The 18,476-nt window shown below is 40.7% G+C and carries 16 protein-coding genes; 8 read left to right on the top strand and 8 right to left on the bottom strand.

What is annotated here, in order from left to right; genetic code table 11:
- Positions 1-15: 15 nt before the first annotated feature.
- Positions 16-1,812, top strand: a complete 1,797-nt coding sequence (ggt, locus tag ACM5QX_RS20195) for a gamma-glutamyltransferase (RefSeq protein WP_414755139.1) — start codon at positions 16-18, stop codon at positions 1,810-1,812.
- A 7-nt stretch (positions 1,813-1,819) separates the two neighbouring features.
- Here ggt and ACM5QX_RS20190 read toward each other — a convergent pair whose 3' ends face one another.
- Positions 1,820-2,083 carry a hypothetical protein gene (locus tag ACM5QX_RS20190; protein ID WP_011319837.1) on the bottom strand — a complete coding sequence of 88 codons (264 nt, stop codon included), beginning with the start codon at positions 2,081-2,083 and terminating at the stop codon, positions 1,820-1,822.
- A gap of 342 nt (positions 2,084-2,425) precedes the next feature.
- Positions 2,426-3,001: a DUF1802 family protein gene (locus ACM5QX_RS20185; protein WP_414755178.1), complete on the bottom strand. Its 576-nt coding sequence runs from the start codon at positions 2,999-3,001 to the stop codon at positions 2,426-2,428.
- Between the two features lie 85 nt (positions 3,002-3,086).
- Here ACM5QX_RS20185 and ACM5QX_RS20180 point away from each other — a divergent pair, with 85 nt between their 5' ends.
- Both ACM5QX_RS20180 and ACM5QX_RS20175 read left to right on the top strand, forming a co-directional pair.
- Entirely contained in the window at positions 3,087-4,046 is a 960-nt protein-coding gene (locus ACM5QX_RS20180) for an aldo/keto reductase (protein ID WP_414755137.1), read from the top strand.
- An 897-nt stretch (positions 4,047-4,943) separates the two neighbouring features.
- Positions 4,944-5,663 (top strand): hypothetical protein, encoded by a 720-nt coding sequence (locus ACM5QX_RS20175; RefSeq protein ID WP_414755136.1) that lies wholly within the window; start codon positions 4,944-4,946, stop codon positions 5,661-5,663.
- A 162-nt stretch (positions 5,664-5,825) separates the two neighbouring features.
- Here ACM5QX_RS20175 and ACM5QX_RS20170 read toward each other — a convergent pair whose 3' ends face one another.
- Positions 5,826-6,764, bottom strand: a complete 939-nt coding sequence (locus ACM5QX_RS20170; protein WP_414755135.1) for an alpha/beta fold hydrolase — start codon at positions 6,762-6,764, stop codon at positions 5,826-5,828.
- A 208-nt stretch (positions 6,765-6,972) separates the two neighbouring features.
- Between ACM5QX_RS20170 and ACM5QX_RS20165 the strand changes: the two genes are divergently transcribed.
- From ACM5QX_RS20165 to ACM5QX_RS20155, 3 genes are all read left to right on the top strand, one after another.
- On the top strand, positions 6,973-8,559 hold the full coding sequence (locus ACM5QX_RS20165; RefSeq protein ID WP_414755134.1) for an ankyrin repeat domain-containing protein: 1,587 nt from the start codon (positions 6,973-6,975) through the stop codon (positions 8,557-8,559).
- Positions 8,560-8,825: 266 nt separating this feature from the next.
- Positions 8,826-10,877, top strand: coding sequence for a potassium channel family protein (locus ACM5QX_RS20160; RefSeq protein WP_414755132.1), 2,052 nt, complete (start codon positions 8,826-8,828; stop codon positions 10,875-10,877).
- 555 nt (positions 10,878-11,432) lie between these two features.
- A complete protein-coding gene (locus ACM5QX_RS20155) occupies positions 11,433-12,326 on the top strand; it encodes a shikimate dehydrogenase (protein ID WP_414755131.1) in 894 nt (297 codons plus the stop codon).
- Between the two features lie 54 nt (positions 12,327-12,380).
- Here ACM5QX_RS20155 and ACM5QX_RS20150 read toward each other — a convergent pair whose 3' ends face one another.
- Entirely contained in the window at positions 12,381-12,983 is a 603-nt protein-coding gene (locus ACM5QX_RS20150; RefSeq protein WP_414755130.1) for a hypothetical protein, read from the bottom strand.
- 167 nt (positions 12,984-13,150) lie between these two features.
- On the opposite strand from ACM5QX_RS20150, the gene ACM5QX_RS20145 reads away from it, so the two are divergent.
- The gene (locus ACM5QX_RS20145; RefSeq protein ID WP_104010038.1) at positions 13,151-13,624 is read left to right on the top strand and encodes a biotin carboxylase; all 474 of its coding nucleotides are present in this window, start codon (positions 13,151-13,153) and stop codon (positions 13,622-13,624) included.
- 68 nt (positions 13,625-13,692) lie between these two features.
- Here ACM5QX_RS20145 and ACM5QX_RS20140 read toward each other — a convergent pair whose 3' ends face one another.
- From ACM5QX_RS20140 to upp, 3 genes are all read right to left on the bottom strand, one after another.
- Entirely contained in the window at positions 13,693-13,971 is a 279-nt protein-coding gene (locus tag ACM5QX_RS20140) for a YggT family protein (RefSeq protein WP_010996222.1), read from the bottom strand.
- A 190-nt stretch (positions 13,972-14,161) separates the two neighbouring features.
- Positions 14,162-14,512, bottom strand: a complete 351-nt coding sequence (locus ACM5QX_RS20135; protein ID WP_414755128.1) for a hypothetical protein — start codon at positions 14,510-14,512, stop codon at positions 14,162-14,164.
- A gap of 64 nt (positions 14,513-14,576) precedes the next feature.
- Entirely contained in the window at positions 14,577-15,227 is a 651-nt protein-coding gene (gene upp / locus ACM5QX_RS20130) for a uracil phosphoribosyltransferase (protein WP_011319848.1), read from the bottom strand.
- 489 nt (positions 15,228-15,716) lie between these two features.
- Between upp and crtH the strand changes: the two genes are divergently transcribed.
- Entirely contained in the window at positions 15,717-17,237 is a 1,521-nt protein-coding gene (crtH, locus tag ACM5QX_RS20125) for a carotenoid isomerase (protein WP_414755126.1), read from the top strand.
- Between the two features lie 281 nt (positions 17,238-17,518).
- Here crtH and ACM5QX_RS20120 read toward each other — a convergent pair whose 3' ends face one another.
- On the bottom strand, positions 17,519-18,454 hold the full coding sequence (locus ACM5QX_RS20120) for an alpha/beta fold hydrolase (RefSeq protein ID WP_414755177.1): 936 nt from the start codon (positions 18,452-18,454) through the stop codon (positions 17,519-17,521).
- Positions 18,455-18,476: the final 22 nt, after the last annotated feature.

Genomic DNA, 18,476 nt, shown 5'->3' with positions numbered 1-18,476 from the left:
CGCCAAAGTATCAAAATGCCTATCCTTGCGAAATCCAAGCTGGTTGTATTTAGTGTCTTTTCTCTGGGGGTTCTCTGTTACACTCAGATAGTCTCGGCTACTATTACTTTACCTCTGCGTAGTAAAAAGGGAATGGTAGTATCCGCCCATCCTTTGGCAAGTGCGGCGGGGGTAGCAATGTTACGCAAAGGTGGTAATGCAGTCGATGCAGCAGTAGCCACAACCTTTGCCATTTCCGTAGTTGAGCCATTTTCTGCCGGAATTGGTGGCGGGGGATTTTTGCTGATGCGTTCCCAGAAAACGGGAGAAATCAAAGCGTTAGATTTTCGGGAACGCGCACCCCTCAAAGCTACGAGAAAGATGTATTTGGATGATGCAGGGAAGGTACGCCCAAATGCAAGTATCAACGGTTATTTGGCGGTAGCTACACCAGGAACGATCGCCGGGATGTATGAAGTGCATCGTCGTTATGGTAAATTACCCTGGTATGAGGTGGTAAAACCTGCGATCGCTCTAGCTAAGGATGGTTTCGTTCTTGCTCAAAAACCAACTTGGCGATCAATCCAAGTTTATGAAACCCGCAAACAAGCAATTCTCAGCAACCAAGCAGCACGGGAAATTTTTACTCGCAACGGCGAATTTTATCAGCCTGGAGAAAAGTTGGTACAGCGCGATTTGGCACGCACTTTAGCAGATATCGCCCAAAATCCTCAAAGCTTTTACACTGGTGATATTGCCCGTGCGATCGCGGCTGATATGGCGAAAAATGGCGGTTTAATTACCTTAGCAGACCTGAAAGCCTACAGACCGATCTGGCGTAATCCTGTCTGTGGCAATTTCCGTCAAGCTAAAATCTGCTCAATGCCACCACCTTCATCGGGCGGTGTGTTGCTATTGCAGATGTTAAATATTATTGGTGACACAGATTTAAAATCTTGGGGTTGGCATCATCCCAACGCTTTGCATTTATTCACAGAAGCAATGAAAATTGCCTACAGCGATCGCTCACAATATTTAGGCGACCCCGATTTTGTCAACATCCCTCTACAAGCGCTGATTAGTCCAGCCTACGGCAAAAAGCGCCGTGCAGAAATTGATTTACACAGAGCCACACCCTCAACCCAAGTCAAACCCATCGCCCCACAAATTTTACAAAGGTTCGGAAAAGCTGAGATTCCCCAAAGAATATATGCAAATCGCTATGAATCTCCCGAAACCAGCCATATAAATGTCATCGATAAAGAACGTAATGCAGTCAGCCTCACTTTTACCGTTAATTATGGTTTTGGTTCTGGAGTGGTGGCATCGGGGACTGGTATTTTGCTCAACGATGAAATGGACGATTTTGCTGCTGCGCCAGGAGTTCCGAATGTATTCGGGTTAGTAGGAAGCGAAGCCAATGCGATCGCACCCCGCAAAACTCCCTTATCGAGTATGACACCAACTATCATCACCGAGAACGAACGCCTCCGCATGGTAGTAGGTGCGCCTGGTGGTAGCACCATCATCACTCAAGTTTTGCAAATTATTCTCAATGTTTTAGAATACGATATGGATGTTGGTGCAGCCGTATCTGTCCCACGCATACATCACCAGTGGCTACCCGATGAGTTACGAGTAGAAACTTGGGGATTAGATGCGCTTACCCTACAAGACTTACGCCGACGCGGACATAACATCAAAGAAACTAATCCTTGGGGCAATATTAATGCGATCGTTGTCACCAAAGAAGGCGACTTAGAAGGCGCAGCCGACCCACGCGGCGAAGGTTCTCCCAGAGGAGATATGAAACTAATGACGAATGATGAATGACTAATGACTACTGTCCATTAACAATAGACTCTGCATGAACACTGCTACCGAATTCGTTGGCACGGGCGCTGGGAACTAATGTCCAGCCTGCTTTTAGTAACTTCTGATAAGTTGCCCAACCTTTGGAGCCACCTGGTATCTGATAATCTGGTACTGAATATTGGGGAAAAGCTGTGTATGGTCGCCAGGGTTGGCTGGGCGCAGTTTGCAGATATAAAATTTTGTCACCATCTCCGCTAGTCTTAGATATCCAGCACATTTGTCGAGACATGGCAGACTCCTTTGCATTAAGCATATGTTGCATATTGACAGAATTTTGTCAACGGTCACATCACCCTTGTGGGATAATTTGAGTGTTCTTAGGGTATGTCAACTTATGTACAATCTAAAATCGTACAATCACGTAAATAAATATGAGATATTTAGATTGCTTATCATCAGCTAATTAGAGAAATAAGCCGAATAAGCTTCATACCTGCCTTTAATCTAGGATTAAGATTTTTTCAATAGTATACGCGGCTTTCATAATCGTATGTATCAACAGTTACTTTTTTAGAAAATATTTAAAGTTTTATTTCAAAAAAAGAGTTTTGACGGCATGAGCAATTACCAATTACTGAACGATCGCCCGAATTGCTTGTGCAATCTGCCCATAATCACAATCGGATAAAACTGGCTGAGAATCTTGTAGTTGTATGGGTGAGGTAATATCAATCCATGACTTGCAGCCGCCATATTCTGCACGATAAGAAATTTCCTGCTCTTGGGGTAGTTTGTAAGTCCGCAGGAGGAGAATAAATATTGGCTGTTGCGGCTTCCATTTTAGGCGATCGCTAATAAAATTCTCGTTCCAAATGTGGAAAGGTAATAAGGCGTTGACAGTGGCCTCATCACTGATTGGCAGAATATCGGTGATCTGCGCCCAACTTCTTATTCTCACTGTTTCTGGATGCCAACCAGATGTTACTGGGCGAACAAGACCTGCATATTCAGTCTTGAGTAAGGAAGGCTGTTGATGTTCATAGGTAGGATAGAGCAGAACTTGTTCATAAGCTACTTGGAAGCGTCCTTTGTTTTCATGAATACCGCCTTTCCGCAACAACATAATTGTTTTGCCAGCTTCCAAGGCATTTATCGCTACTGCCCATTCTTTGAGGGTATGCACCGTTGTAATCAATTCCGTTAGCATCGCCATCTACTGTAACTCTGATTTAATTTACAGCGAAGACCGTTAGAGTATAAAACTATCCAGGGAAGTGAATTAGGGAACATTTATGGAAAAGCGCACACTAGGCACATCAGATGTCAAAATTTCACCCATTCTGATGGGGACTTGGCAAGCCGGGAAGAAAATGTGGGTGGGAATTGAAGATGCTGACTCGATTAAAACCATTCGTGCAGCGTTTGAGGCAGGAATTACCACCATTGATACAGCCGAAGTTTATGGCGAAGGACATTCCGAACAGATTGTGGCTCAAGCTTTGTCTGATGTGCGTAACCAAGTTGAGTATGCAACAAAAGTTTTCGCCAACCATCTCAAGTATGATCAAGTAATTCAAGCTTGCGATCGCTCCCTGAAAAATCTCCAGACTGATTACATAGACTTATACCAAATTCATTGGCCTGCTGGTGCTTTCAATAGTGAGATAGTACCAATTGAGGAAACTATGAACGCCCTGAACCATCTGAAAGAACAGGGTAAAATCCGCGCCATCGGTGTTTCTAATTTTTCCCGCGCCCAATTGGCAGAGGCCTCACAATATGGCAGAATTGACAGCTTACAGCCTCCCTATTCTTTGTTCTGGCGACAAGTAGAAAAAGATGCAGCACCTTACTGTGTGGAAAATCATATTTCTATCTTGGCTTATTCGCCCTTAGCTCAGGGATTGCTGACAGGGAAATTTACTCGCGGACAGCAATTTGATCCAGCCGATAACCGAGCTAAAAATAAACTGTTTCAAGGCGAAAACTTTGAACGCGCCCAACAAGCTTTAGATAAACTGCGCCCCATCGCCGAACGCCATAACGCTACTTTGGCGCAGTTAGCACTAGCTTGGTTAATTGCTCAACCCCAAACGAATGCGATCGCTGGTGCGCGTTATCCTGAACAAGCAAAAGATAATGCCCAAGCTGCCAATATTCAACTCTCTCCTGAGGAAATTAGCGAAATTGATGCGATCGGTCGTATTGTTACCGAGCATCATGATGATAGTGCTGTGATGTGGAACTGGTAAAAGATTTCTTGAATATCACCCCAATTATTCACAAAAGATAGTTGGGGATCAAAGCTTTAAGTATTTATTGCAAAAATCTACAAAATATCAACTTTAGTAAACTAACAATTGATCATCATGAACTAGGTGCTAACTTAAATATCAAGACACCAAAAACCAAACTTAATGGGTAATGACTCGGTGTCTCCCGTCATCAGCCCAAGCAAATCCCAGCATATTTTATGTGATGTGGTAACAAGCCCGAAGCAGGCAAAACCAAATCCCAAAGCGGAAAAACAAAGAATGCTGAATTTGCTAGTTGTTATGTCCACCCTAGTTGTAAACTTTCTCAACTGTTTTCTTATTAAATTTAACAATTTTGAAACCTGTGAATTTTGAAAAACCTGGTCAACCTGCACCAGGTTTTTCAATATTTTAATGCTTTTCAACATAAAGAGATGATAAGGTATTATACATAATGCAAGGAGTGTCATAATTTACGCTTGAAAACCTAGTAAAAAGACTAGGGTAAGACTACCAGTTTCAGACAGGTACTCAAGCAACCGAAATACTTTATTTGGGGTATTTTATGCACTTTAAATAGTACAGACAAGCCCACATTTGTGGGCTATTTTTTTTATTCACTTGGGAAAGTCTAATTTTTGATACTAGTGCTTAGGGACTTCCAGATGAAAAATATCCAAAATGTAGAGTGCGTCAGTGCGAGAGAACCTAGCGGTAGCAAGAAATTATTCATACTGACGCACCCTACTAACGGTCAATTTGGGATAATTTATTTTTCGGTGTTACCTCTCGAAAGACTATAAGAACTAACTCGACAGAGTACGACTGATAAATATGGTTAATCTTTTAGCAGCCAATATAATAAGACAGAATATTTTCTTATAGGAACAGATAATGAAAAAGAATTATTTCGTCAAGAATGTTGTAGTCATAATATTCGCAGCAAGTCTTTCTTTATCTTGTAACACCAATATTTCCCAAAAAACAGAATCCGCACAGGCTGTTGGACAGCAGCAAACACAACCTCAAATTAACTATGGCGACTTAGTTATTAAAGAGCCGACAGATTATTTAATGATTCCAGTTAATTCCACAGATAGGGAGGTGGGAAAAGAAGCTAGTTTCGATTATTCTCGTTCTTCTAAAGGATATAATGTGTTACTCCATAACTTCATATTTTATCGTAAACAAGATGGTGCAAGTCACCTTTTATTAAATAAGAAAGCAATTATCCAGGCTTTTGATTTAGTAGAAATAAAAACTACTGGTCAGCCATCTACAAGAGTTTGGCTTTATCAAATTATTGATCAAGACACTAATAAAGATAAAAAGTTTAATCAAGAAGATGCTGTAATTGGTTATATGTCGGATTTATCGGGAAAAAATCTCCAACAAGTAACACCTAATAATTCTAAAATTATTAATTGGGTGGTCGTGCCAGGACAGAAAGAAATCTTTATCAAAATTATCAAAGATTCTAATAAAGATAATAAATTCTCTATAGGAGATCAGATAAATTTTGTAAAGGTTAATATTGCCCAACCTAGCATAGGTCAAGAAATTATTAGTGGACAAATAGAGCAAGAAGTTAAATCAATCATTATAAAACAATAAATCTTAAGTAGTAGACTGGCACGACTAAAATGATGCAATAGACTTGGATGTAATTAAACGCAGATGCACGCAGATATTGAAAAATTCTTCCCGCAGAGTATGCGGATATAACTTCTATTATTGCACTATTTTAGCCTTGCCATGCCACTGCATAAATGTTATTTATCGAGCAATCGACAGAACCCATTCTTGTAAAAGTGGGTTTACTTGATTGGGTACTTCATCATGAGGACAATGACCAGCCTGGAGAAAATATTCTGTGAGTTCTGGATAATATAGACGAAACTTTTGAGAACGTTCTCTAGCATTCATCCAAGGATCAGCTTCACCCCATAACATTAATAAAGGACAAGTTAATTGCTTTAATAGCACATCAACTTTTTCACCTTGAGGACTGCTAAAAACTGAGACAAATACATCCAGCGCACCAACATCGTAAGCAGGACGAGCAATTTCTTCAACTAATTGGTTTGTAATTGCACTTTTATCAAGATAAACCTTTTCTAAGGTTTGCCGAATTACCCAACCTTGGCGCACGTATTGAAATAATAAAAATTGGGCTAAAGGTTGTTGAAAAATCCACTTAACACTGTCACCAAATATTTTCTGTAAAGGTGAGGATTGTTTAGGCGGCTGAATTTGTGATTGTAAAGCCTCTGGCTCTGGTGTGGTTTGAGTTTCGCTAAATGGCCCAGCGCTATTGAGTAAAACTACACCAGCTGCACTCTCCGGACGTTGAGCAGCAACACACAAGCAAGCATAGCCCCCAAGGGAATTACCTGCTAATACTGTTTTTTGACCAATGACTTCACCGATGAAATCATGGAGTTGGTCACGCCACAAGTCGCCGCCATATTGTAATTTAGGTTTAGCGGAACGCCCAAACCCCAAAAGGTCGATGGCAAATACTTCAAAATCATCACACAGTCCTGTAATATTCTTACGCCAGTGGTCTGTAGAAGCACCAAAGCCATGTACCAATAACAATGGTGGACGCTGTGGGCGCTTTTCTCCTGCACGAACATAGTAAATCTTATGCCCTCGCCACTGCCAATATTGTCCAGGAATTGGAGTTGTAGAAGGGACTGTAGTTGCCTGCATATTACAAAGAAATGTTAAGTAGCTTTTAATAATTGTAGAGCTATGAGCGGGGAGTGGGGAGTAGCTCACAGGTATAGGTTTTTAATAAAGTGATGAGTGATAACTCTCGCATTAACACAAAAATAATAGTTTCATCAATCCCTACACCCTAAACCCGTGTTTTGGGGGTGTAGTGTAAAAAACCTGCACCTGTCAGGTGGAGAGTAGAATGGTATGTCGTGATTTTGATTGTGGTGGAAATTCTGCTGTCACTGTACGATATTGTTTGCAAACGAATAAATATTTACTAATAAATATGGAAATTCACGATTTTGCAAGCCAAGGAAATATTGCAGGTGTAAGACAACAATTAGCTAAGGGAGTTGATATCAATTGCCTCGATAAATCATCACAAACACCATTAATGTGCGCCGTAAGTAGTTCTAATGCGAGTTTGGAGATGGTGCAATTTTTAGTAGAAATAGGTGCAGATTTAGGAAAGAATCAATATGGAGAATCTGCGTTGACTGCTGCTGCTTCGGAATGCCGCTTTGATGTGGTGGAGTTTTTATTAGCAGTAGGTGCAGACAGAGAACAATTGCAATGGACGGAATTAATGTATGCAATTGTATTCGGCAGCGTTGAAAAAGTAAAGCAATTAATTGATGCGGGTGCAGATTTAGAAGTGTGGGATTTCTGTAATCGCACACCGTGGATTTTGAGTTTGCAAATAGGTGAAATAGAAAAAGCTCAATTACTTTTACCATCAGAAGCTGATCGAAATAAATATATCACTTCTGAAGAACCTGAATTAATGTATGCCATCAAGAATAATCATACTGAACTTCTCAAATGGTTGATTACACATGGTTTTGATGTCGAAGCTACTGACCATTATGGTACAACTCCCTTAATTGTCGCAGTTGAACGAGGTGCGACTGACTGTGTGAGAATATTATTGGAAGCTGGAGCAGATCCTAGTAAAAGTGGAAATTACGGTCAAAAGCCGATTAATTGTGTAAGTAATTTGGAAATTCTCAAAATGCTCATCGATGCGGGTGAAGATTTAAGCGATATCCATGATGATATGCGGCAGTTATTAACGGGATTGAGCAATGATAAAGATATTTCAAATATTGACCAAGAACAATATTTAAGTGGAAAATATCGGCGATTTGGAAAAGCGAATCCAGAAATAATGACAGTCGAATTTTGGCACGCAATGGTCAGAAGCAGTGCAACAGCGTGGACTGCACGAAATACTTTTAACGATGTTGATAATGCTTTTGGAGATAAAGCGGTATGGTGTTTTCAAAGACTTGGTCGGACAATTACTCAGTTATCTGATGGGAGAATTATGCAAATAGCAGGGGAACATGAAGATTACTATGACCCTGATTTTTGTATATATAATGATGTTGTAGTTTTCCAAAATGATGGTACATTTACAATTTTTGGTTATCCCCAAGAAATTTTTCCTCCTACTGATTTTCACTCAGCAACTTTAGTTGGAGAATATATTTATATAATTGGTAATTTGGGGTATGACAATCAAGTGATTTATGATGAAACACCTGTTTATCGGCTAAATTGTCACACATTTAAAATAGAAAAAATTGAAACAGATGGAGAAAAACCCGGATGGATTAGCCGACATCAGGCTTGTTATACGCAGCCATTCTATATATCTATTACTGGTGGAAAGCGCTGTTCTAAAGTAGGAGATGAAACAGATTATATAGACAATAAAAACTCCTATATACTCGATTTAAAAAATATGTATTGGAGTCAGAAATCAAAGCAGTCTTCAAACTAATAATTTGCCAACAACAGACACAATGACCAGGGGGTAAGATGTCATAACGAACGATATACTCTGCCGAATCTTTTACGACGGGTTTTGCCCTGATTTCCTGGCTACCTGCCTGGTTTGATTTTACATTTTTGCCTACAGATCATCATAAATGTAGGCGATCGCTAAAAGATATGGATTTGGCTGCATACATAACATTTAAATACAGTCTTGGTGAATACTGGTAAAACGAGCAATACACTGAGAATGTATAGTATCAAAGTAATGAAATGCTACGCTCTTCAGATAATATCTATCAAGCTAGTAGTAGTTGTCAATCAAAGCTAGATCGATTTTTGGTTTGTGGGTTGGGAAGTTTAGGTCAACATTGTGTAGCCGCTCTCAAAGAATATGGTGCAAGTGTTAGCGCCATTGATCAAGTAGAACCTAAAAACTGGGAAGTTACTAATTTACAAAATTTATTAGAAAATTTCTTGATAGGAGATTGCCGCCAAACCAGCGTGCTAGAACAAGCACACATTGATCAATGCCGGACTGTACTGTTAGTTACTAATGATGAACGTGCAAATATAGAAGCGGCATTTGCAGCGCGGCTGTTGAATCCTCTAGTTCGCCTTGTTGTCCGTTCTGACAAAGAAAATCTTAATAAACTTTTAAGTCAAAATCTTGGGAATTTTATTGCGTTTGAACCAGATCAACTAACTGCTTCTGCTTTTGCCTTTGCTGCATTGGGTAATGAAAATTTAGGTTATTTTAACTTAGAAGGACAAAAGTTAAGGGTGGGCAAATATGAAATAAAAGCAGATGATTTATGGTGTCATAAACGACAGTTACATCAATTAAATACATCTTTTCGCCGTATCTTATATTATGCTAATAACTCATCTCAAATACCTCCTAATTACGGTGATTGGGAGTTAGAAACAAAATTACAACCTGGGGATACAATTGTTTATATAGAGATTGCAAATATGCTTCCCCTGGCTCAAAAGCCTGCTGTTAAATTTCAAACAAAGAAACGACTCTTTTGGCAAGAGATTATCCGCACAATTTCATGGTCTGACATTAAACAGAAAATTATCCAATTGTGGCACACTGGCGAGCGGGGTCAAATTACGCGAGTTGCATTCATTTGCGGCATTACAGTATTTATTTTGTGGGGAATTGGTATTATTTTTTATAATCAGTACTACCCTAATATCCGTTTTGTCGAAGCATTCTACACTACTGCTGTTTTACTTTTAGGTGGATATGGTGACGTATATGGAGGTGTAGAATTTGAAAAACCTATTCCTGCATTACTACGTTTATTTAGCTTGGGATTAACATTAGCTGGTACAGCTTTTGTAGGAGTATTATACGCACTATTAACAGAAAAACTTCTCTCTTCTCGGTTTGGATTTTTCTTTACGAGCTATTATTCAGCAATACCTCAACAAGACCATGTAGTCTTGATAGGTTTAAATAAAGTTGGTTTACAAATTATTACTTTATTACAACAACTACAGGAACCTTTAGTAGGAATTAACAGTACACCTATTGAGTATAATAGTATTCCTAAACTCCCTTTAATTATTGGTAATTTAGTTAATAATATCACTAATGCTAATATTAGCTATGCTAAAAGCGTTGTTGTAGTAACCGATGATGAAATGGAAAACTTAGAAATCGGTTTGATGGCTCATAGCCTCAGCCCTAATAGTAATTTAATCATCCGTACTTATAACCGAAATTTTAGTGATAGGGTAGCACAGTTATTTCCTTATGCTCAGGTTTTATGTACATCGGCTTTATCGGCAGAAGTATTTGCTGCTGCGGCTTTCGGAGAAAATATTCTTGGATTATTTCACTTAAATAATCAAACTATCCAAGTTGTGGAATATATGATTGAGTCTGGTGATACACTTAATGGATTGATGCTCACGGATATTGCTTATGGTTATGGTGTTGTACCAATTCTTCATCAAAAGTCATCACCATCTTCTGCCAAATTTATGCCTGTTGATGAAACTAAATTAGCGGTAGGCGATCGCATAGTTGTTTTAGCGACAAGCACTAGTCTACAAAGAATTGAACGTGGTGAATTAACTCCTCGAAATTGGCAGGTACAAATCGAAAGAGCTTTAAGTCAAGATGCTATCTTTGATGGTGCAAATGAAATTAGTATTATTGCTGGATGCAGTATTAGCACAGCTAGAGAATTAATGAAAACTTTACCAGGAAGGTTACCACAAGCTTTATATAAACAACAAGCTCAACGTTTAGTATTGAGACTGAATAAATTAAGAGTATTAGCTCATTGGCTACCAATAGATAATTGAATAATTTACTTTGAAGGACGACGAATGGTAGTTCATTATGTACAACACATATGCCAGTAGGAAAAGAATGTAGAGATAAAGCCCTACATCCTTTTATCGAAAAGAATACATGCGTCAGTCGCCAGAATTCAGTATGAATTCTGTGCGACTGGTGAGGCAGCGACGGGTACGTAGGGGGTTTCCCCCATGTTGGCGTAAGCCTTCCCGTAAGGGTGCGACTGCCGAACCCGTAGGGTGGATGAATAAATGGGTTTAAGCACGAATGAGAAGAATTGAGGCGTGAAGCTGTGTGCTTTAAATTGGGGAATTTCCAGTTTTCTCAACTACCACACTTCAAGGACTGGCGTTGGTGGTTTAATTTGTCCAAGGCTAATCCTGGCATTGACAAAACTTGTGCAAAAGTCCCTAAAAGCGCATACTTAAAAAATATCTAGCTTTAACCCTGCTATCAGTAGCCCTGCTATGTCCCAAGATTTCTCCCACCAGAATCTCAGAGGTGGTTATTTCAAGAGTCAAGACTTGGCTGGGACAAGGTGTTGACAACTGACAAAAACAATGATCACAGGCAAAACTAAACTATTAGGGGTAATTGGACATCCGGTAGAACATTCACTGTCACCGGTGATGCACAATGCAGCGATCGCCCAATTGGGATTAGATTATGTATATCTACCTTTTCCTATAGCACCAGATAATTTAGAAGCAGCGATCGCACTTTTGGCTACCATTGGTGTAGTCGGGTTTAGTGTGACGATTCCCCATAAACAAGCAATCATCCCCCTGCTTTCCGAAATTAGCCCCGTTGCTCAAGCTATAGGCGCAGTAAATACTGTCACCCGTCAAAATAATCAATGGGTGGGGACAAACACAGATATAGAAGGGTTTATCGCCCCTTTGCAGACAACATATAAACGAGATTGGAGTCAGCAAATCGCCGTAATCTTGGGTAATGGTGGCGCAGCGAGAGCTGTTGTCGCAGGTTGTTATCAACTGGGTTTTGCGGAAATTCATGTAGTGGGGCGCAATGTGCAACGCCTAGAGGAATTTCGCCACAGTTGGGACAATTCCCCCATCGCTGAGAATTTACAAGTACACACCTGGGATTATTTAGCAAAGCTCCTCCCTCAAGCTAACCTACTCGTAAACACAACCCCGATAGGAATGTATCCGCAGGTTGATGAGTCGCCTTTGAGTACCGAAGAACTGGCGAATTTACAAACTGGTGCGTTGACCTCTGGTCGGTCGGAGACCATCGCTTATGATTTGATATATATTCCTAAACCAACGCAATTTCTCCAAAAAGCACAACAACAAGGCGCAATTATCATCGATGGTTTAGAAATGTTAGTTCAGCAAGGAGTCGCCGCCTTAAAAATTTGGTTGCAGCAAGACGATATCCCTGTAGATGTGATGCGTCAAGCATTACAAAAGCATCTCGGTTTGGTTTAATAGTTCAGTAGAAGTAATGAGTAGGGAGTATTGACTCACTACTCTTCTGCTTTTTCACTTCTTCGGCCAGCGCCAATTATAGCGATTCCATTCATAGATACCCGCAATTTCGTACTCAGCCCCGTTGTAGAAGCGCACAACGCAATTAGTAGAAACATTGCTAGTTTCGTCAATCTGAATCACGATCGCACCAAACCATTCTCGTTTGCAAGGCCCATCGTCTTGCACCCATTCCCAGAGGGCATTGGAAACTTCGATGCGATCGCCTATTCTGAGTTTTAGTGCATCCTCAAAATAAGCATACTTGTCAAAATGATATGACTCAACACGGTTTAACCACTGCAACCCATACCGTTCTCTCACAAACTGCACATTTCCTGAGTCTTGGTTATGCAGCCAGTCGTTGAGTAACTGCACCTTCCAAGTGCGGTCTTGTTCTTCTTCAGTCTTCACAAACGCTAAAAACGTTTCTAATTCTTCTGGGGTGAGTTCATCTAAAGGATTAGGAGTATCTGACCCACCAGATAAAGATTGCCTTTGAATTTCCTCCAAAACTTGCAATAAAATCTCCTTCTGCCTAGCACTGAGAGGACAGCTAGCTGCATCACAACGATGAAAAGCTGTTTGCAAGACTGTGGCAATCTCATCTGGAGTCATAACTGAATTGCGATCAAGGGCCTAATCTAATAATTATTACAAAAGTAAATAAAATTCATTAGTCGGTTGTCAGTAGTCGGTTGTCAGTTGTTAATTGTGTTATTCTCCCCCAGTCCCCAGTCCCCGTTATAAAGTTTATGTATGTTTCCTTGCTACCTTATACAGATATGAAAAAGAAAAACAGTACGGCACTAATATTCAATTTTCAGCCTTTAGCTAAACTCATCACGACCATCGTTATTTCCTGTCTGGTGGTGTTGATTTCCTGGGTATGGACTCCATCTGCTATGGCCTTGACTCAAATTAAACTATCTGATTTGTCTTATCAGGAGTGTCCAGCAGAACTAGCACAGGGGACTGTAGCCAGTAACAGCAGTACATCCGCTAATTGCTTTATTGTCACTGGTAAAGCGGAAAATGGCACTTATAAGACAGTCTACGATGCAGATATCTACGGGCGCATTTATGATGCTAACAATGACCCGATATTACAAAACCGCACCCGTCTAGGTTCTATTACTGAAGTTCCACCAGGAATTAGTGATTTTGAATTGAGAATTACTGTACCTGCAAATCAGCCTTTACCTCTCAAGCTGAAGCAGTTTAAAGCTTCTGGTTTTAGCGCCCAAGTCCGTAAGTAAACGAGAAACGAAGATACTTGTAGAGACTTGTTTACCTTGTGTCTCTACAAGTTTATGGCTCAGGTTGATTAAAATCCCTGTACGAATGGCAATCTAGTTAAAGTTCTCAGTAAGTCGCCAGTTAAATTCAACACTAAAAAGGCGAGGATAGGGGAAAAATCCATACCACCCAAGGGGGGAATAATGGAACGGAACAGATTGAGATAGGGGTCGGTTATTTGACTTAAAGCTGCAAATGGTTGGTTATACCAGTCAATCTGAGGGAACCAGGTTAAAAGAACCCGGATAATCAGTAAATAGCTGTAAATAGTAACGAATGTAACTAATGTAGTAATCAGTAAATTCATGGATGGTTCAGTTTCCTACTAAGTGTTAAAGCGGTCTTATTATTGATTTTAATTTACTCTAAGTTATGACGTATGTGGATGGTTGCCGCATTAACCGCCATTATCTTAGAAATGGGTAATGGGGATTGGGGATTGGGAAGAGGAAGGGGAACAAGGAGTACTGCCCCTGCCTGCTCCCAACAATAATAATTTAAGAATCTTTGTGAAGGGAGCGATCGCCTGTAGATTGTTCCGGACTACCATTAACGTTTCCCAGATGCTTCCTCACTTCGTCAATTGTGGCATTGAGCTGGGCAATTTTATCTTCTAGCGATCGCCGTGCTGATTCCATTTCTAGGTTATCGCCGTCTGGGGATATCATTTGACGGCGTTTGCTTGGTACTTTCCTGCTTTCTCCTGAGCCATTAATTAACTCTTTCCCTTCTTCGATTAATTCTTCACTTTGTCGAGAAGCAATCACAGCACCCAGAATACCGCCGACTACGCCGCCGAATACTGCCCCTGCGAAAAAACCGCTAGCAAAACCATCACGCTGACTCATAATACCGCCTTGAAGCAACTTTTACATTAGTTAAGCTATTTTCCTTCCCTAGCTGCATACTAGCTCATGTCCCAAAAATGCGATCGCCTGCATCACCTAATCCTGGGACAATAAACCCTTGATCATTAACCGTTTCATCAATTGTTGCAGTGTAAACTATCAAACCAGAATAAGCCGCATTCAATTTTTGTAAAGCTGGTGGTGCTGCCACTACAGAGACAATTCTCACTAAAGACGGGTCAACGCCACGTTCTGTTAGTTCTGACATTGCCTTCATGATAGACCCGCCTGTAGCTAACATCGGATCGGTAATTAACACTCTCGTTTGGGGGTCAAATTTTTCTGGCAATTTGTTGAGGTAACATGAAGCTTCCAATGTCTCCTCATTACGCACCAAGCCCAGGTGGTAAATTGAAGCCAAAGGTAAGACAGTTTGCGCCCCTTCTAACAAGCCTAATCCTGCTCGCAAAATCGGCACAACTGCCACGGGTACTTGGGGATTAATTACGGTCGCGGGGCATATCTCTAAGGGAGTTTGTACCGTCGTCTCGTCTGTAGGCAACCATTCCCGCGCCGCTTCATAAGTTAGCCATCTACCCAACTCGGTGATGGCACTACGAAATAAGACTGAAGGTGTGGCAGCATCACGGGCAACTGCCAGCCAGTGCTTAATTAGAGGATGGGGAGGAACGTAAACACGCAGTTGTACCGTCATAGCCGGAAATTGCCAATTTTAATTCTATGAGAACTGAAACATCATCATACTCTGTCTCGTAATTTGTAATTCGTAATTCGTAATTCGTAATTAATTTGGCTTTGGAGATGGGGATTCGTGAGCTAAATCAGAAACATCAAAATTTAATGCAAAAGATTTTCATTAATAGTTGACAGCTATTCTCAATCCGAGTTATATTATTTGTCAGTGTTCTCCTCTCTTTAAGGATCGGCAGACGGGATTAGTCGGCGGTAGCAGGCTCATCCCTCTTTTTTGTATGGGCAAACACTTAACAATTCAAAATTCAAAATTAAGTTTTTACATATCTTTGCCACTGACAACTGACAACTGACCACTGACACAACTCTATCCCCTTGTGGGTCGAGTTTTTATTTACGATAAATTTGAGGCAATTGCGTAAGCTTTATTGAATATGGATGTATTATGAAATACGGTTTGGCTGGTTGATTCCATGTAAGTGCAGCTTTTATGTCCGTAACCTCAACTACTTCCCAAGATTCTTTGTTTGATGTCATCGTGATTGGGTCTGGCATTGGCGGACTAGTGACAGCAACCCAACTCGCTGCCAAGGGAGCGAAAGTTCTGGTACTAGAAAGCTATATTATTCCTGGTGGGAGTGCTGGCTACTTTGAGCGTCAAGGCTATCGATTTGACGTAGGGGCTTCCATGATTTTCGGCTTAGGGAACAGAGGGACTACGAACTTACTCACCCGTGCTTTACAAGCTGTAAATAGTAGTGTAGAGGCGATCGCTGATCCCGTACAAATCCATTACCACTTACCCAGCAACTTAAACCTGAAAGTTGACCGGGTTTATGATAAGTTTTTGCAAAATCTTGCTGCTTACTTTCCTCATGAAACAAAAGGGATTCGTCGCTTTTATGACGAATGTTGGCAAGTGTTTAAGTGTCTCAACCGCATGGATTTGTTGTCATTAGAAGAACCTGGGTATTTGCTGCGAACGTTTTTACAGCATCCTTTAGCGTGTCTAGGTTTACTTAAGTATCTACCGCAAAATGTCGGGGATATTGCCCGTCGCCACATCAAAGACCCAGAATTATTGAAATTTATCGATATAGAATGTTACTGCTGGTCTGTAGTACCAGCAGCAATGACACCGATGATTAATGCAGGTATGGTCTTTTCTGACAGGCATTATGGCGGTGTTAACTACCCCAAAGGCGGAGTAGGTCAAATTGCCCAAAAACTTGCAGAGGGCTTAGAAAAAGTCGGTGGTGAGATTCGATATCAAGCCAAAGTAGCAAAAATCATTACTGAAAAATACCGTGCTGTCGGTGTACAACTAACTAATGGTGAAATTTATCGAGGCAAACGAATAGTTTCTAATGCTACACGGTGGGACACATTTGAAAAATTGCTACCTGTAGATAAAATACCATCTAATGAGAAAAATTGGCAACAAAACTATAAAAAATCGCCCAGTTTTCTGAGTTTACACATGGGGGTGAAAGAGTCAGTCTTACCTAAAGGGACAGAATGCCATCATATTATCTTGGAAGATTGGCAAAACATGACCCAAGCAGAAGGTACACTGTTTGTCTCCATACCCACATTACTTGATCCAGAATTAGCCCCGGAAGGATGTCATATAATTCATGCCTTTACGCCTCATTGGATAAATGATTGGCAGGGGTTGTCTGTAAGTGACTACGAAGCGAATAAAGAAGAGACAGCCTGGCGAATTATCGACCGATTAGAGAAGATTTTTCCTGGGTTAGATGCGGGTTTAGATTATTTAGAAGTAGGTACACCCCGCACCCATCGCCGTTTTCTAGGAAGAGAAGACGGCACCTATGGCCCCATACCCAGACGTAAATTGCGGGGGTTATTGTCCATGCCCTTTAATCGCACCGCTATCAAGGGACTGTATTGTGTGGGAGACAGCACATTTCCCGGACAGGGTTTAAATGCGGTTGCCTTTTCCGGGTTCGCCTGCGCCCATCGCATCGCCGTCGATTTAGGGTTGTGAAAGGGATGAGAAAGGCGGGAAGAAATACCGCACTGGTTCAGGCTAGGGACTTCCAGATAAAAAAATATTCAAAATGTAGGATGTGTCAGTGCGAGAAAACCTAGCCGTACCAAGAAATCATTCACACTGACGCACCCTACTATTGGGACAGTAGAGTGCGTCAGATGTGGAAAATCCTTTAATGTGTACGAAATTATTGGGGCTGACGCACCCTACAGTTAGTTTGATTATGACACTTGCGTAAGTCCTATAATTTATGTTTTTTAATTAAATAAACATGGTTACAAAAAATCTGTCTCCTTGAGAAATTGCAAAATTTCTTTGTTGACGACTTTTGCGGAACCAGTGGAAGCGTCATGATAGCAGTTATCCAAAATTTGCAACTTGGAATTAGGCAAGTGTTGATGCAATTTTTCTCCGTGGCTGGCAGGAAACCAACTATCTTGATCACCCCATAAAATTAATGTGGGAGCCTCAATTAAATTCAACTTATTTTGAATCTCACTGAGCATATTTGGTTTATTTGCTTGCCAATTCTCGATTTCTCTTGCCGCTATTTGTAACTCTTCGGCAACCTTCACTAAAGTACCGGGAATTTCAATAAATGGGTAAGTAATCCAATAAACATCTTCTTGAGTCAAAATTGACGGATCAAACAGCACTTTCCGCCTTTCTATCGCCATAACTTCTCGAACTATTGGCGCAAATAAATAAGCTAAACGCAAATCATCGATTGTTTGTAATATTTCTATTGGTGTTTGGGCGAGTATGGACATTGCCCAATGGGGCAGACTTTCTGTGAAAATTGGTGCATTAATTACTACTAACCGCCCGATTAATTCGGCATTTCTTTGTGCCAAGGCCAGGGCAACTAATGCACCTAAGGATTCAGCCACAACAATAGCTGGTTCATCACATAAACATTGAATAATACGCTCTAATTCAATGACTTGATGCCCATTTTTTTCCTGACGCAAACAAGGTTTATCCGAAAAACCGAAGCCTTTAGCATCTACACAAATGACTCGAAAATACTTAGATAATGGAGCTACACTATAACGCCAATTATAGCTCCAACTGCCCATACCGTGTATTAGAAATAATGGTCTACCTGTACCTTTTTCACCGTATGCAATTTGTACAGGATACCCATGAACATCACTAATTATCAGACTTTGCCGCCCCTTGGGGAAAGTCTCTTGCCACCAATCTTTCATGTCTTTGCTCAATGAGTGATCT

The organism is Anabaena sp. CCY 9910 (assembly GCF_963920875.1).
GTDB classification, from domain to species: domain Bacteria; phylum Cyanobacteriota; class Cyanobacteriia; order Cyanobacteriales; family Nostocaceae; genus Trichormus; species Trichormus variabilis.
This window is presented reverse-complemented; position numbering and strand designations above follow the sequence as displayed.